14 protein-coding genes are annotated in these 14,157 nt (G+C 45.5%); 9 read left to right on the top strand and 5 right to left on the bottom strand.

Annotation, left to right across the window (positions count from 1 at the left end; translation table 11 throughout):
- Nucleotides 1-47: 47 nt before the first annotated feature.
- Entirely contained in the window at nucleotides 48-989 is a 942-nt protein-coding gene (locus J4N44_RS17610) for a LysR family transcriptional regulator (protein WP_005429183.1), read from the bottom strand.
- A gap of 203 nt (nucleotides 990-1,192) precedes the next feature.
- On the opposite strand from J4N44_RS17610, the gene J4N44_RS17605 reads away from it, so the two are divergent.
- The 5 genes from J4N44_RS17605 (at nucleotide 1,193) to J4N44_RS17585 (ending at nucleotide 5,889) form a co-directional block, all read left to right on the top strand.
- On the top strand, nucleotides 1,193-2,113 hold the full coding sequence (locus tag J4N44_RS17605; RefSeq protein ID WP_029788702.1) for a siderophore ABC transporter substrate-binding protein: 921 nt from the start codon (nucleotides 1,193-1,195) through the stop codon (nucleotides 2,111-2,113).
- Nucleotides 2,114-2,470: 357 nt separating this feature from the next.
- Nucleotides 2,471-3,427: an ABC transporter permease gene (locus J4N44_RS17600; RefSeq protein WP_017189870.1), complete on the top strand. Its 957-nt coding sequence runs from the start codon at nucleotides 2,471-2,473 to the stop codon at nucleotides 3,425-3,427.
- Complete coding sequence (locus tag J4N44_RS17595; protein WP_009695905.1) at nucleotides 3,420-4,370, top strand: iron chelate uptake ABC transporter family permease subunit; 951 nt, start codon at nucleotides 3,420-3,422, stop codon at nucleotides 4,368-4,370. The genes J4N44_RS17600 and J4N44_RS17595 overlap by 8 nt, the downstream gene beginning before the upstream one ends.
- Nucleotides 4,371-4,381: 11 nt before the next feature.
- Complete coding sequence (locus J4N44_RS17590; RefSeq protein WP_005449633.1) at nucleotides 4,382-5,143, top strand: iron ABC transporter ATP-binding protein; 762 nt, start codon at nucleotides 4,382-4,384, stop codon at nucleotides 5,141-5,143.
- A gap of 143 nt (nucleotides 5,144-5,286) precedes the next feature.
- Nucleotides 5,287-5,889: a TetR/AcrR family transcriptional regulator gene (locus tag J4N44_RS17585; RefSeq protein WP_029788701.1), complete on the top strand. Its 603-nt coding sequence runs from the start codon at nucleotides 5,287-5,289 to the stop codon at nucleotides 5,887-5,889.
- Between the two features lie 104 nt (nucleotides 5,890-5,993).
- Here the strand turns inward: J4N44_RS17585 and J4N44_RS17580 are convergent, their stop codons facing one another.
- From J4N44_RS17580 to J4N44_RS17570, 3 genes are all read right to left on the bottom strand, one after another.
- Nucleotides 5,994-7,526: an MFS transporter gene (locus J4N44_RS17580; RefSeq protein WP_252045530.1), complete on the bottom strand. Its 1,533-nt coding sequence runs from the start codon at nucleotides 7,524-7,526 to the stop codon at nucleotides 5,994-5,996.
- A 5-nt stretch (nucleotides 7,527-7,531) separates the two neighbouring features.
- Complete coding sequence (locus J4N44_RS17575; protein WP_252045529.1) at nucleotides 7,532-8,545, bottom strand: HlyD family secretion protein; 1,014 nt, start codon at nucleotides 8,543-8,545, stop codon at nucleotides 7,532-7,534.
- A 247-nt stretch (nucleotides 8,546-8,792) separates the two neighbouring features.
- Nucleotides 8,793-10,526: a hypothetical protein gene (locus J4N44_RS17570; RefSeq protein WP_252045528.1), complete on the bottom strand. Its 1,734-nt coding sequence runs from the start codon at nucleotides 10,524-10,526 to the stop codon at nucleotides 8,793-8,795.
- 457 nt (nucleotides 10,527-10,983) lie between these two features.
- On the opposite strand from J4N44_RS17570, the gene J4N44_RS17565 reads away from it, so the two are divergent.
- The 3 genes from J4N44_RS17565 (at nucleotide 10,984) to J4N44_RS17555 (ending at nucleotide 12,915) form a co-directional block, all read left to right on the top strand.
- Nucleotides 10,984-11,937, top strand: coding sequence for a M23 family metallopeptidase (locus J4N44_RS17565; RefSeq protein WP_005449635.1), 954 nt, complete (start codon nucleotides 10,984-10,986; stop codon nucleotides 11,935-11,937).
- Entirely contained in the window at nucleotides 11,841-12,281 is a 441-nt protein-coding gene (locus J4N44_RS17560) for a bactofilin family protein (RefSeq protein ID WP_074051870.1), read from the top strand. The genes J4N44_RS17565 and J4N44_RS17560 overlap by 97 nt, the downstream gene beginning before the upstream one ends.
- 247 nt (nucleotides 12,282-12,528) lie before the next feature.
- Nucleotides 12,529-12,915, top strand: coding sequence for a DUF2541 family protein (locus tag J4N44_RS17555; RefSeq protein ID WP_005449637.1), 387 nt, complete (start codon nucleotides 12,529-12,531; stop codon nucleotides 12,913-12,915).
- Nucleotides 12,916-13,013: 98 nt separating this feature from the next.
- Here J4N44_RS17555 and J4N44_RS17550 read toward each other — a convergent pair whose 3' ends face one another.
- Nucleotides 13,014-13,442 (bottom strand): Spy/CpxP family protein refolding chaperone, encoded by a 429-nt coding sequence (locus J4N44_RS17550; protein WP_005449638.1) that lies wholly within the window; start codon nucleotides 13,440-13,442, stop codon nucleotides 13,014-13,016.
- Between the two features lie 354 nt (nucleotides 13,443-13,796).
- Between J4N44_RS17550 and J4N44_RS17545 the strand changes: the two genes are divergently transcribed.
- Nucleotides 13,797-14,123, top strand: coding sequence for a 2Fe-2S iron-sulfur cluster-binding protein (locus J4N44_RS17545; protein WP_005449639.1), 327 nt, complete (start codon nucleotides 13,797-13,799; stop codon nucleotides 14,121-14,123).
- Nucleotides 14,124-14,157 lie beyond the last annotated feature (34 nt).

Here is a 14,157-nt window from a genome sequence, read left to right as displayed (position 1 = left end):
TTTGCCGAAGTTATTACGATTATGTCAAATATGAATAATGAATTTCTTTACCATTCACTCTCAGTTGAGCCATATATTTCTTTAAATAATGACTTAACCCAATTACACATCGGGTCGTTATGATAGCGCTTATGCCAGTACAAATAGACCGATTCACTGTCCATTCGAATCGCTTTCGGTACGGTTTTAGTAATCAATTTTCTGCCCTGACAAGCGTCTTCCGCAAAGGGCGTTGGCAAGTGAAAAATCACATCTGTTTGTTCTGCGATCGCTGGTGCAGCATTGAAGTTTGAAAGCTGGACAGGAATCGATAATTGACGCTTTTTATCCACCACACCAAGCTCGACAAAACGATGATAAATCGACAGCGTTTTGCCTCCTTGAAGTGAGATTTGACCGAAATTGCAATCGAGCAGCATCTCTACCGTCAGCTCTTCAACATGCGCAAGCGGATGGGTTTCGCTCATCAGGAATCGGTAGTCGCGATTGGCAATTTTCATGCGGTACAAATTCTGCTCAGAGCTAGGCGGCTCGGCGGTTGAGAGCACAAAATGTACATCCCCTGCAATCAGTGCATCGAAATGGCGCTTCGGGATGGAGTCGATATCGACAATCATGTTCGGCGCTTCTTCACGGATACGCGAAACAATCGGTGGCAGTAAGAAAATTACCTGTGGAACCAAGCCGTAAAAACGGATCGTCCCGTTACTCTTTTCAGGTACAAATGACTGACCGTACATCAGCTTTTCTAGCCCGGTTAGAACGGTGTTCAAATCTTGCTTGATCACTTCGGCTTTTGGGGTCAATTCGTAGCCGTGTGCAGTACGTACTAACAGCTCATCGTTGAACAAGTTTCTGAGTTTTTGTAAAGAGCGGCTCACCGATGGTTGGCTCATATTGAGCGATACCGCTGTGTTGGAAACATGCTTCTCTTCAAGTAGGTGTTTGAGAATAAACAATAAGTTCAAGTCGACTTGAGCTAAATTCATTTTTTGAATACTCACTATTCCGCTAATTCTGTTGCTGCATATAGACTATCTGCTAATGTGTCTGCAATCAATAATCATTCTTATTTGATTTTAATCAAATTAGTTATACCGCTTTACGACTAATCTCGCGCTCTATTTTTTAAAGCACTATTTGTTTTTTAAGGCACTAATGCGAGATTGCATCGCACCTTTTGGAAATCATTATGTTGGGTAAAACTTCTCTTCGCGTAGCAACGGGAGCTTTGCTGCTTGCATTGGCTCCTATCGGGGCAATGGCTAAAACCTACCAACACAGCTTGGGCACAGTAGACATTGATGGCGTTCCACAACGCGTCGTTGTTCTAGGCTACGGCAGTTTAGACTACATTGATGCTTTGGGTGTAACACCTGTCGGCATGCCAAAAACACTGTTGCCAAAATCACTAGAAAAATTCCAAATCGACTCGTTTGTGAATACGGGTAGCGTAAAAGAAGTGAACTTCGAGACGCTGTTTATGCTCAAGCCAGACCTGATCATCGCAGAAGGTCGAATGGCAGATATCTATAAAGATCTGAGCGACATCGCACCAACTTACATGTTCCGTATCGACACCACCGACTACTGGAAAACAACCCAAGAACACTGGCGCACGCTGGGTGACATCTTCGACAAAGAAGAACAAGCTGAGCAGTTAATCGAAGACGTTCAAGAGCAAATCGACCATCTTCACGCAAAAGTAGAAGAACAACCACGACGCGCACTGACGGTCTCAAACAGTGGTAACAGCTTGGCAATGTTTGGCACCAACAGCCGTTTCTCATTCGTGTATGAAGAAGCAGGCTTCGCGACTTCGACTTCTGAAAACGTGAAATCTGTACCACGCACTCACGGCAACCTGATTTCATTCGAATACATCGCTGATGCGCAACCTGAAGTACTGCTTATTCTTGACCGCGAACAAGCCATCGGTCAGAGCAGTGGTAAAGCAAAACAGCTGTTCGACAACGATCTCGTGAAGTCCACACCAGCGGCGAAAAACAACCGCGTGCTGTTTATGGACCCAGCGGCTTGGTACTTAACCGCAGGTGGCTACCAATCGACGCAAACCATGATTAAAGAGCTGAACCAAGTCATTGCTGACTAGGGTCTGTTTATCTTTCGTGGTTAAATTTTGTTCGAGATAAAAGCGTTTTAATCGCGGCGAGTCGATTGAAGCCTAGTGGTTCTAAGTAAAATTGACTCAACAAAGAGTAAAACGCTTTTAGCCGAACCCTTTGGGCAGCGTTTGTAGGTGCTTTCTACTGCGTTATCGGCTTATCAGGTAGGATAGCTACATATCAAAGCCTCTGCCTTGTATAAAACACCTACAAATTGCTGCAAAAATCATCACGAAAGGTCAACAGACCCTTATAGATTCGGTTCCTGCTCATTCTAATCGATGACCTTTCCAACTTCACGGTGCGAAAGGTCATTGTTGTTTTTATCACCCTATAAATACACCATGAAATTACATCATATCTTGGCTTTTTTATTGCTCGTCGTACTCGCCTGCGCCTCTTTGCTGGTTGGGGTGGCGAACGTTTCACTCTCGCAGATTTTGGCTGGTGACAGCCACAGTTTGAACATCTTGCTGGTTAGTCGCTTACCCCGCTTGCTTGCCATCGTCTTAGCCGGAGCAGGCTTGAGTATCGCTGGTTTGATCATGCAGCAGATCGTGCAAAACCGCTTTGCAGCCCCATCCACCACGGGCACCGTCGATTGGGCTATGTTCGGCTACATCGTCGCGCTGATTCTGTTTGCAGACATGAGCAGTTGGGTTCACCTGGTCACCATCTTCGCGTTTTCTGTGATTGGTACGGTGATCTTCGTGCGCTTCTTGCAACGTTTGAAGTTTAAGAACACCGTACTCGTCCCGCTGATCGGCATCATGTATGGCAACGTGGTGTCATCCATGACCACCTTTATTGCCTACAAGTACGACCTAGTACAGACTCTTGGTTCTTGGACTGTGGCTAACTTCGCCTCGGTATTGCGTGGTAACTACGAATTCTTATATCTCGCTCTTCCGGTCTCGGTTCTGGCTTACGCTTACGCTAACCGCTTTAGCGCGGCAAGTGTGGGTGAAAGCTTTGCAAAAAACATTGGTTTGAACTATCAACGCATCGTTCTGGTTGGTGTGATCCTTGTGGCTGTACTGTCGTCATCGGTGGTAATGATCGTCGGGATGATTCCGTTTCTTGGGCTTATCGTGCCAAACCTTGTGTCACTGTTCATTGGTGACAACATGCGTCGTAACTTGCCTTGGACCGCATACGCAGGTGTGATTTTGGTGCTTACTTGCGACATCCTCGGTCGCCTCATCATCTTCCCTTACGAGATTCCAATTTCGATGATCATCAGCATCTTGGGTGGCTCAATCTTCATTTACCTAGTTCTGAGAGACAAATCGAATGCGTGATTCTATGAAAGTAACGCTGCTGGCAATCGCGGCGGTTTTGATTTGTGCGGTGTTCATCGGCAAGGGCTTAACGCCAGATAACTACCAGTTCTTCTTGTCACGCCGCATCCCGAAAGTACTGGCGATTGTCTTGGCAGCAATGGCGATTGCGTCGTCGTCACTGATTTTCCAGACCATCACCAACAACCGAATCCTCACCCCTTCGATTCTGGGTTTCGATTCCATGTACGTGATGATTCAAGTGCTGCTTGTGGTGATGTTTGGGGGCTTGAGTGCTTTGGTCATCAACAGCAAACTCAACTTCGTGTTGTCGACTGGCATCATGATTGTGTGTGCGATGACTTTGTTCAGCTTCTACTTTCGTGGTCGTCAGCGCAATATCTTCACCCTTTTGTTGATTGGTATCGTGTTGAGTAGCTTGTTCAACAGTGTCACTGGTTTCTTCACCATGATCACCGACCCAGATGAGTTCACCTTCATCCAAAGTTCCATGTTCGCGAGCTTCAACAACATCAACAGTGAGTTGGTGTACTGGTGTGTGGTTCCGATGCTGCTGTGTGGTGCGTACCTAATGCGTATTGCCCACAAATTAGACGTAATGTGGCTTGGTGTCGATAACGCGAAAAGCCTAGGTGTGGATACCCACAAACTGACCATGCAAGTCATGTTCATCATCACTTTGATGGTGTCTATCTCGACCGCATTGATTGGTCCAATCTTGTTCTTTGGTCTGATTGTTGTGGCTCTGACTCGCCAAATCTTCACTGGTTACCAACATCGCTTATTGATTGTCGCAAGCTCAGTACTGTCAGTTGTACTGCTGTCTGGCGGTCAATGGGTGGTTGAAAACCTGTTCGATTTCGACACCACCATCAGCGTTATTATCAACTTTATCGGCGGCGGCTACTTCTTGCTTCTGCTTATGAAAAACAAATTCGATTAAGGGTTTATCACATGATCCGTATTCAAGGTCTTAGCAAAAAATACAACGAAAAATACGTGGTAAAAAATGCCGATGCCCTTTTTCCTCTTGGTAAAGTCACCAGCATTATTGGTCCTAATGGCGCGGGTAAAAGTACCCTACTATCTATGGCGAGTCGTCTAACAGAAAGCGATGCTGGTAGTGTCGTGATTGGTGATAAGCCGCTTGACCAATGGAACACCGAAGACTTAGCAAAGCGCCTATCAGTGCTGCGCCAATCAAACAACATCAACATGCGCTTTACGGTGCGTGACTTGGTGGCGTTTGGTCGCTTCCCGTACTCGCAAGGTCGTCTGACAGAAGAAGATCACCGCATCATTGATGAATCAATGCAACATCTGGAAATCGACCATTTGAAAGATCGCTTTATCGACCAACTGTCGGGCGGGCAACGTCAAATGGCATTTATTGCTATGGTGGTGGCGCAAGATACCGACTACATCTTCTTGGATGAGCCGCTGAATAACCTTGACATTAAACACTCCGTCGACATCATGAGTACGCTACGTAAGCTTGCGGAAATGAAGAACAAAGCTGTAGTAATCGTAATTCACGACATCAACTTTGCGTCTTGTTACTCTGACCACATTGTGGCGATGAAGCTTGGGGAAGTCATTAAAGCGGGCTTAGTTGAAGAAGTGATTGATGCCGAAGTGCTGAGCGATATTTATGAGATTCCATTTATCGTGCAAGAGATTAACGGCAACCGTATTTCGTTGTACTACCGACGTTAACGTAACCAATTTGATTTCAAAGGCGACCTCGTGTCGCCTTTTTTAATTTTGGTCAATGAAGAAGCATTAAACGCGGAAAAGCGGTGTGTCTCGGCGGCAATAATGATACTGTACTGAACAGTTTTATTTAGGCTGATTTAGTTATGCGCGCATCTACTGAAAAGAAAAGAACTCGAATCATCGAAGTCGCGACCGAACTGTTTATTGAACAGGGTTACAAGGACACGTCACTCGATCAAATCGTTTCAATTTGTGGTGGTTCAAAACAGACCCTGTATCGTTACTTTTCCAATAAAGAAGGGTTGTTTGTTGAAGTGCTCGCGCATAACACCAAGATCAGCCTAGAATCCGTTTTCCAACTTGCCGATAAACAGAATGAACCACTAAGAGAAACCTTAGAAGACTTCGCTAAAAAGTATCTACGTGGCATTTGCTCTAACCCAATCTTATCGCTTTATCGCATCGTGTCTGCTGATTTTAATAAACACGACTCGGTTCCAAATCAGTTTTGGCAAACCGGACCGCAGCGTATTCACCAATACTTAATTGAGTTTCTAAAAACCGACACCATCAGCCAGCAACTTAACATCGATGATGCCGATTTAGCCTGCGGGCAGCTACTCGCGCTGATCAAAATGGATTACCAGAACATGGCACTGATGGGCTTTGATTTCTTAAGCGATGAAGAATTGGATTCGCACACACAAAAAGCGGTGACGGCGTTCCTTAAACTTTATCAGCGCTAAGAACCTCAAAACTAAAAAACAAAGGGAGCACATTGGCTCCCTTTGTTCTTTTACGGCTTAGTTACCGAGTTGTTTGGCTGGCTATTTGTTCTGTTTACCTAACCTCAGTGCGCTTCTTGTTTTGCGGCTAGCTTCTTACCAATCAACAAGATTGGCGCAAGGGCAAAAATAGAGACAATAAACATCACCAAAGAATTACTCAGCGCCAATGTCGTTGCTTGCTCCTTCACAACGGCACTAATCTGGCTCATGCCGAGCGCCGGATTAGGTAAGCGACCATGAGTTAGAATCGCGCCGCTCAACGCCTGCTCGTAAGCTACGAATACGTGATTAGAACCATCCAGAGTACGACCGATTTCGCCCGATGCTTGCGCGCTGTGGTTTTGAATCACACGAGAGAAAAACGCTCCGCCAATCACCCCGCCCATGGTTCGGAACAGATAGAAGTTAGCAATGCCTTCTAAGCGCTGCCCTACTTGGAAATACATCAACACCGCAATCGTCACCGACACGTTCAACAAGCCAACACCAAAACCGCGCAGCAGCATTGGGATGGGTAGTGACTCTGTACCAACAAAGCTTGGTAATTGGCTGAACTCATGCACCGACAGTAGAATCATCAGCACGCCAAAAGGCACCACAGCATCCGCCAGCGGACGGCGGAAGTAATACACCAATACACTTACCAGCATGCCGACCAACATGGCGTAAAACGATGGCAACTGCGCATAGCCCGCATTGAGGCTGTTATAGTGCATCGCCATTTTTAGGAAGTTAGCAAACAGCACCGTACTTGCCATCACGGCAAAGCCTGCAAGAAAGGCGTTGTACATAAACACGTTAGTCTTTAACTTGCCGTGCAATTGCATCGACGCAGTATCCAAATGGCGCGTTTTCACCAACTGATACACCACCAACAAAACCAGTGCTGCAGCGACAGAAGAAACCTGTACAAACCAGTCTGAATCCAACCAGTTGTAGTAGCTGCCGCGCATGAGTAGGAACACCACCAAACTCATCGTTAGCGCGAGTACGAAGTAAACTGAAGCTGATGATTTTGGCTTAGCTTCAATCTCAATCGCCTGAGGTTTGTATACACCGATCATTACTAGAGCTGAAAAGTACAACCAAGCCGAGGCAACATTCAGAAACGACCAATCAAACTCTTCAACAATCTCAGCCACCAACCACGGGTAAGCGCCCATTGGTAACAGTGTTGAGAAGATCAGTGTCAGCGCAATAATCGCAGGCAACCAACGTTGCTCAAAAGTATTGAGTAGATAAAGGTTCACCACCACCAATAACATGCTCATGAAAAAGCCACTTACTAACCAAGTTAGCGTAAACAACAACGCATGCTGACCTACCCAATAGAGCGCAAGGTTTGTTCCCAAACCCACCAGTAATGCAGAGTGTAATGGCAATGAGGTTCCAAGCTTACGCACCATGATTGGGGTAAACATAAACCCCAATACTTGAGTGATCATAAAGCCGATTTTCACTAACTCGACTTCATCTGCAGACAAACCGGATGTGGCTGCCATCTCGTGGGACAACTCAGTAAACATCACTGAATTGATCCCAAAAGCCGCAATGGCGAACAGCGCAAAAATCAGCAATGGTGAACGTGTTTTCATGGCGATTAACCTTGCGTTGAGGTCTCAATCGACACTTCAGCCGACAAGCCAGGGTAAATGCGCTGTTTCAGCTCTTGTGGAATATCCAACTCGATACGCACTGGCACACGCTGAACTACTTTCACGAAATTACCAGTCGCATTTTGCGGTGGCAGTAAACTAAACTGCGCGCCTGTTGCTGGGGTTATGGAAGTTACACGACCATGCAATGGATGATCAGGGAACATGTCTAACACCACTTCCACGTCTTGCCCTTGTTCAACGTTTTCCAATTGAGTCTCTTTGAAGTTTGCCTCAATCCAAACGTAATCCGGCACCATCACAATCAAACCCATGCCCGGTTGAACAAACTTACCCACTTGCACTTGTCTGTCTGCCACATAGCCATCAAAAGGCGCTCGAACGATGGTTCGCTCAAGGGCGATATTCACTAGTCTCAAGTTCGCTTCGGCTTGTTTGCGTTGCGCGGTTAGCTGCATCTTTTCTGTCACGAGCGCGTCAAGCTGCTTCTGTTCAGCGGCTAGCGCTAGCTTGGCAGTTTCAAGGTTGCTGTTCGCTTCAATAGAACGCGTTCTTTGCGCTTCAAATTGGTTTTTACTCACCGACTGCTTTTGTACCAAACGAGACAGACGTTTAAACTCAGCCGCTTGATGTTCCGCGTTGGCACTTGCACTGTGAATGCCCTGCTTCGCCTGCTCGATCTTTACCAACTGCATCTCAGTTTTGGTTTGGTTTGCGGTCAGCGCTGCTTTTGCGACATCTAACGCCGACTTCGCAATTTCTTGATTGGCAATGAAATCTTCATCATCAATCGAAAACAGTGGCGCACCTTTGCTTACCCACTGGTTATCTTCGACAAAAAGTTGGCTTACCTGCCCACCGACTTCCGGAGAAATCGCCGTCACATCCGAGTGAACATAAGCGTTATCGGTAGTCACCGTATTAGGTTGGTATAACGCACAACCTGCAGCGAACAACGAACCAATAACAAGCGACAACGCAATGACTTTCTTCTTCATTTTTGAAACCCAACTTAATGATTTTCACAAACTGTACTGCACCGTACAGTTTTAGTAAAGATACATTTGATCATTTGTGAAGGAGAAAGATCCATCCCACTGATTTTTATTGATCTTATTTGGTGCCCACTTTTGAATGAAAGGGAGAGAATTGAAGTACATATATTGAGAAAAACAAAAAAGGCGACACTGAGGTCGCCTTTTGATTATGAAAAAATACTTCGAGATTGAAGCCAGTGAATCACGCTTATTGCTGCGCTACCTTCACTTGTGGTTTCGTTGAACCGGTGTAATCAAAGTCGAACGTGATGCCATCTTTGGTTACATCCACCGCCATACCACCAACAAGTTGGCCTTGAAGGCTCATCATCAGATCTTCTGGAACTGGTTCGCCAGAAACTTCAGATGCCGTTTCCATCACTTCCAATACACGCTCTGAATCCAGAGTGAAGCTCAATAGACCATTCGCTGTTAGCGGTTGTGCCATCACCTTGTCACTTGCAGATGCTGCAGCATCACCGCTGTAAAGCGTCAAGTGACTGTCATTCAGACGAGCAAACACATCAATAGGCTTGCCAGCGTACGGTTCTAACAAACCACCAATATTCACTGGTTGGTTATCCGGTTGGATTTGGATTTGAGCAAGTTCAGGCACAAACATCTGCGCGGTTTGCAGCAACATGTTTGGATCGTCCGCAGAGATCGAGAAGATTGCGTCTAGCTGACCAAGCTCAGGACCGTATTGACCACTCATGTCTACATCAAGACCGAACATTTCCATGCTCAAGCCTTTCAGTCCATTCGCCATACCTGCACCCATGCTGATTGCTGGAGCTGGATTTTGACCACGCATATCTTGCTGTGCTTTGGTTAAAATTGAACATTGGTATTGAGGCGTAGTTAGATCGGTCCAGATCTTACCAATCGCTGGTGCAAGCGTGGCAACATCCAAGCCCAGCGCTACACTGAACATACTCTTCTCGCCGTTTGATTCCGCGAGTACGCCACGCATTGATTGCAGTGCTTCCAAAATCACTTGGTTTTTCGATTCAACCACTAGGCTACCATTAATACGCGCCTTGCTGTCTTTGACTGAGTATTCACCAAATACCACCATTTGCGGCCAGTTTTCTGCGATCTGAGTAAACTCGGTATGACACGCTGTCGTGCGAAGTTCATCCAACATTGGATCAGAACCCGCCGTGTTTAGTTGGCGAGCAAGGCGGTTACCATCCGTCGTAGTGAAACCTTTGATGACTTCACGAAAATCAACCAAGCCAAACGAGTTGTTGTTCGCACCGTATTTCGCTTTCAGCGCTTCCAAGCGACCAGAATCCGCAATGTTGTTCTTTGGCGATTCTAAACCAAATGCCATCTTAAGCGGGTTCTCAGCACCTAGCTCAGGAATATCCAACGTCACCGTCAGCACGTTGTTCACTACGCCCACAGCAAGACCAACACCCATTTGCGGATCTTGTGAGTCTGTTAGCTCATAGCGACGGAACTCAACCGTATCCAATTTCACGCTCTCGTGTTGAATGCCGGCTAATGTCTCTTGCTCATCTAAGCTTTTCCATAGTGATGCAGGAGTCTCAAGCTGCATCTTATAAACTGGAACAAAACCAAGCGTATAGATAATTGGGCTTACCATATCGCCAGTACCTAGGAAAGATTTGAGACTTTCAGGTGAAGAAGATGCCGCAACATAAGCATCGAAGAAGTTAACCGCAAACTCGAGACCTGGAGTCAACTCTTCTTCTACGAACAGATCAGCAAGAGGCGGCTGTTGTGTTCCACCGAAAGCAGTCATGTATTCGTAATGATTGAATGGTTCTGTTTGGTAAGTCAGAACAAGTGTATCTGCCGGAACTTGCGTGAGTAGCGAGTTTGAAGATTCACCTTGGGCAAGGTTGTTTTGGTACACATAAGCGGCACCACCAACTGCTGCGACCACTGCAGTAGCTAATAATAATTTTTTCACGACCAACTCCGTTGTCTTGGTTATATTTCCCCAAACCAACTAGCTGGTTTGAGAGAGCATTAAGCCTTCAATGAACGCTTTAACAAGATGAAAAATTTCATTTTTTGTTTCAGGCGTTTATTCGCGTGCAACGCCATCATAAACACCCAACCAGACTTATCAATTTCCCAAATGCTAAATTACTAAAATATCCAACATTTATAAGATAAAACGTGAAGTGAGTTAAATTGCTCAATCATACTATTGGTAATTTACTCAATCGAAAGGATAAGCTCCCCTTATCTCACTGACCAAAGCGGCGATAAGATTAAATCTACCCCCTAACTTTTATTGATTGTGTGAAAACAGATCACGATCTGACATTTTCATCAACATAATCAGTAGAAGCCGACGCACCTTTTCCTTAAAGTCTTGCTTTTCAACAAATAAACGGCAGAGCTACACTTAATTAAGCGCAATGAAAGACCAGCTAACGATTTCAATCTCCACCATTAACGGTTCCAAGCATTGGTACTTCAGTAAAACCATGCAACGCAACTTTAAAACTGGCGTAGTGGTGTTTGTACTGGCGTTAGCGGCGACTGCAATTTTGATAAACCACCTTTACTCACAAGTGGATGATGCGGTTCTTAAACAGGCAGAACTGACCGAACGTTCGCGTAGTATCGGGCAAGAACTCGATGATTTAAAAAATCTTAAATCCGAGTTAGAGAACGATCTCTCTGAACGAGAAGAACGCGTTCAACTCGTTTCTGAACGCTTAGGTGAGTTAGAAAAAGTGCTTGGTGTTGCCAAAGAGTCCTCCAGCGATAGTTTGGATGCGCGACTAGATACCGCAGCCATTACCTCACATGTACGTATGGCAATGCTTAATCAGATCCCTAACGGCTCGCCAGTAGGAAAGGCACGTTTTTCTTCTGGTTTTGGTAAACGCGTCCATCCCGTTACAAAGCAAGTCAAGATGCACCGAGGATTGGACTTTGCCGTAAACACTGGAACCAAGATTTACGCGCCAGCAGATGGCGTTGTTGAAGTTACTCGACGCAGTAAAAAAGGCTCGGGTAACTTCTTACGTTTACAACATTCATTCGGCTTTTCGAGCTCTTACTCGCACTTAACAGGGTTCAAAGTCAAAACCGGTGAGTTCGTCAAAAAAGGACAACTCATTGCAATCTCCGGCAACAGTGGGCTCTCTTCTGGTCCCCATCTTCATTATGAAGTGCGTTTTGTCGGACGAGCCCTAAACCCGAGGCCATTTGTCGATTGGAACCTCAATGATTTTGAAGACATCTTTACCAAGGAGCGAAGAATACGATGGGAATCTTTAATCAAAACCGTGGAACAACGAGTAGCCCAACAGCTTCAACTCTCATCGCCAAAGGCTGTACTGTTAGCGGAGAACTCAAAGTAGAAAGCGACATCCAGATTGATGGTATTGTTGAAGGTCAATTGCACGTCGAAGGCACCCTTGTGGTCGCAGAAAGTGGTCGCATCAAAGGCGACGTTTATGCGAAGCAACTTGTCATCAATGGCGTCCTTGATGGCAACTTCCATGCAGAGCACATTCAAGTGCTCGCAAAAGGTCGTGTTAGCGGCAAGATCTGGAGCAACAACTTGAGCATCGAACCGGGCGGTAAGTTCTTCGGTGAGGCAGCAGAGCTACCAGAAAAAGAAGTGGTGACGTTAAAAGACAAATCCACAGCAGTGAAAGGCGCCGCAAAAGCCGATAAGCCACAGGCGGTTAAAAGCGCTTAATAACAAACCAAAAGAGCACATTTAAGTGCTCTTTTTTGTTTATCCTCTTCATCACCTCTCCCACTCCTTCATATCGTTACGAACACAGCCTCGATAACGGATTCGCACTTGGTAGAAGCGAAGCCAGTACTTTTATTCGGGCAAAGTCAGCGGATTGTGAAACTTCATCCACATGCAAAAATATCGCTAGTAGATTTTCATTTCTCTCGACTATGATTCGCGCTCCTGTGTTTTGGTGATTATTTTAATGAGAATTTATACCGCTATTATCACGGCAGCACTCGCTGCAACAACACTTATCGCGCCTGCTCATGCGGACGATAAATTCACTTTGGGTCGTACCATTTTGCTTGAGCACGGTAACCTAGCAGCAAAAATCCCGATGATTGTTTGCCGCAATACCAACGCGATCAAAGTGAAAGCAGAGAAAGATATCGAACTACGAAAAGTGGTTGTACGATTCCAAAATGGTGACGAAAAAACCATTCGTTTCCATCGTGACCTTGATAAAGACAAAATGACAGATTGGCGTTACTTTGGTTACCGTCGCTGCGTAAAACATATCGAAGTTTACGGTAACTCAGAAGGCTCAAAGGCGGGCGTTCGCGTTTACGGCAAAGAGAAAAACGATTAAGTATCAGAGTGCGATCGTTCCTTTCATCGCAGACAAATACATAAAAAGACTCCCGCTTGGGAGTCTTTTTCGTTCTGTGACGAGTTTAAGCTGAGTGTTTATTGAGCGCTTTGTTTGATTGACTCAAACTTTTTCAACTGCTCTTGCTGGCGCTTCTCAAGCGTTGCTTTCTGTTCGTCAGTAAGCACATTGTAGATATCGTGCTGCGCTTTAAGTTGAGCAAGTTGTTTGTCCAACTGTTTTGCATTTGCTTGCTGAATCAGCTGTTTTGCTTTTGCTTCATCAAAGGATGATGCTTTAACCAGCTTCTCGAATTGTTTTGCACTCTCTTGAGCCGCTTTAGGATCTTGTTTGCCCGCTAATTCGCTGCTGAGCTTAATCTGGATGTCTTCAATTTTTGCTTGCTGCTCCGCAGTCATACTCTCTAAACCAAATGGTTTTGGTGCAACAGGCTGCGCTGGTGCGGATTCTGCGAATACATTCGCGCTGCTTAGTAGTAGAATCGTCGACAATAGGTAGCGTTTCATTGGGGGAACCTTCATTTACTGCTATTTGGAATTAGATGAGACTCAATCGATACCACATGGTTTCCTGTACCTAGTAAATATGAGGCATTCCTTCACAAAAATGATTTTCGATTGAAGCCCGAAGGAACCTTGTACAATTCCAATAACTGCGTCGTCTTTTCTCGTGATCGTTCGTCTTATACCCAAGTAACCTCGAGATGCTAGGTTCAGCGAGAATGACTTGGAAAGAGCTGGCTATTCCGCTGCGTTTTCCTTGCTTGCTTTCGGTAAATAGGGAATCAATGACAGCGCTCTGAATCCTGCATCTTGAAGTCACTTGGATATAATCATTGTTTAACCCTAATTTAAGAGCTTATGTTTACCTTTAAACCCGCAATCATTGAGATTGATACCCATAAAATCGCTATTTCACCGGATGACCAGAACCTTGTTGATATCGCTCGTAAGGTCAGAGTGAATATCGCCGCACCGTGTTTAAAGAACAGACGCATCAAAGGCTGCTGTCATGTTTGTAAAGTAGAAGTGGATGGCCAGCCTCGCTACGCGTGTAAGGTAAAACCCATGCCGGGCATGAAGGTGATCGTGCGTCGTGCTGATTTAGATGCGGCACGTAAAGAGGCAGCAAAAGCTTACAAGCAGAAGATTAAAGCGCAAGAGTCTGTCGCCAATGAGCAAAACTGACTGAATACGGCGGCATTCAAAAATAAAAAGGGCG

This window comes from Vibrio sp. SCSIO 43155 (assembly GCF_023716605.1).
Taxonomy (GTDB): Bacteria; Pseudomonadota; Gammaproteobacteria; order Enterobacterales; family Vibrionaceae; genus Vibrio; species Vibrio harveyi.
Note: the sequence above shows the minus strand (reverse complement) of the source record. Positions and strands in the feature narration are given on the sequence as shown.

Excerpts from the sequence above, each read along its gene's own strand:
- J4N44_RS17610 (WP_005429183.1), bottom strand. The coding sequence starts at position 989 with ATGAATTTAGCTCAAGTCGACTTGAACTTATTGTTTATTCTCAAACAC.
- J4N44_RS17605 (WP_029788702.1), top strand. The coding sequence starts at position 1,193 with ATGTTGGGTAAAACTTCTCTTCGCGTAGCAACGGGAGCTTTGCTGCTT.
- J4N44_RS17600 (WP_017189870.1), top strand. The coding sequence starts at position 2,471 with ATGAAATTACATCATATCTTGGCTTTTTTATTGCTCGTCGTACTCGCC.
- J4N44_RS17595 (WP_009695905.1), top strand. The coding sequence starts at position 3,420 with ATGCGTGATTCTATGAAAGTAACGCTGCTGGCAATCGCGGCGGTTTTG.
- J4N44_RS17590 (WP_005449633.1), top strand. The coding sequence starts at position 4,382 with ATGATCCGTATTCAAGGTCTTAGCAAAAAATACAACGAAAAATACGTG.
- J4N44_RS17585 (WP_029788701.1), top strand. The coding sequence starts at position 5,287 with ATGCGCGCATCTACTGAAAAGAAAAGAACTCGAATCATCGAAGTCGCG.
- J4N44_RS17580 (WP_252045530.1), bottom strand. The coding sequence starts at position 7,526 with ATGAAAACACGTTCACCATTGCTGATTTTTGCGCTGTTCGCCATTGCG.
- J4N44_RS17575 (WP_252045529.1), bottom strand. The coding sequence starts at position 8,545 with ATGAAGAAGAAAGTCATTGCGTTGTCGCTTGTTATTGGTTCGTTGTTC.
- J4N44_RS17565 (WP_005449635.1), top strand. The coding sequence starts at position 10,984 with ATGAAAGACCAGCTAACGATTTCAATCTCCACCATTAACGGTTCCAAG.
- J4N44_RS17560 (WP_074051870.1), top strand. The coding sequence starts at position 11,841 with ATGGGAATCTTTAATCAAAACCGTGGAACAACGAGTAGCCCAACAGCT.
- J4N44_RS17555 (WP_005449637.1), top strand. The coding sequence starts at position 12,529 with ATGAGAATTTATACCGCTATTATCACGGCAGCACTCGCTGCAACAACA.
- J4N44_RS17550 (WP_005449638.1), bottom strand. The coding sequence starts at position 13,442 with ATGAAACGCTACCTATTGTCGACGATTCTACTACTAAGCAGCGCGAAT.
- J4N44_RS17545 (WP_005449639.1), top strand. The coding sequence starts at position 13,797 with ATGTTTACCTTTAAACCCGCAATCATTGAGATTGATACCCATAAAATC.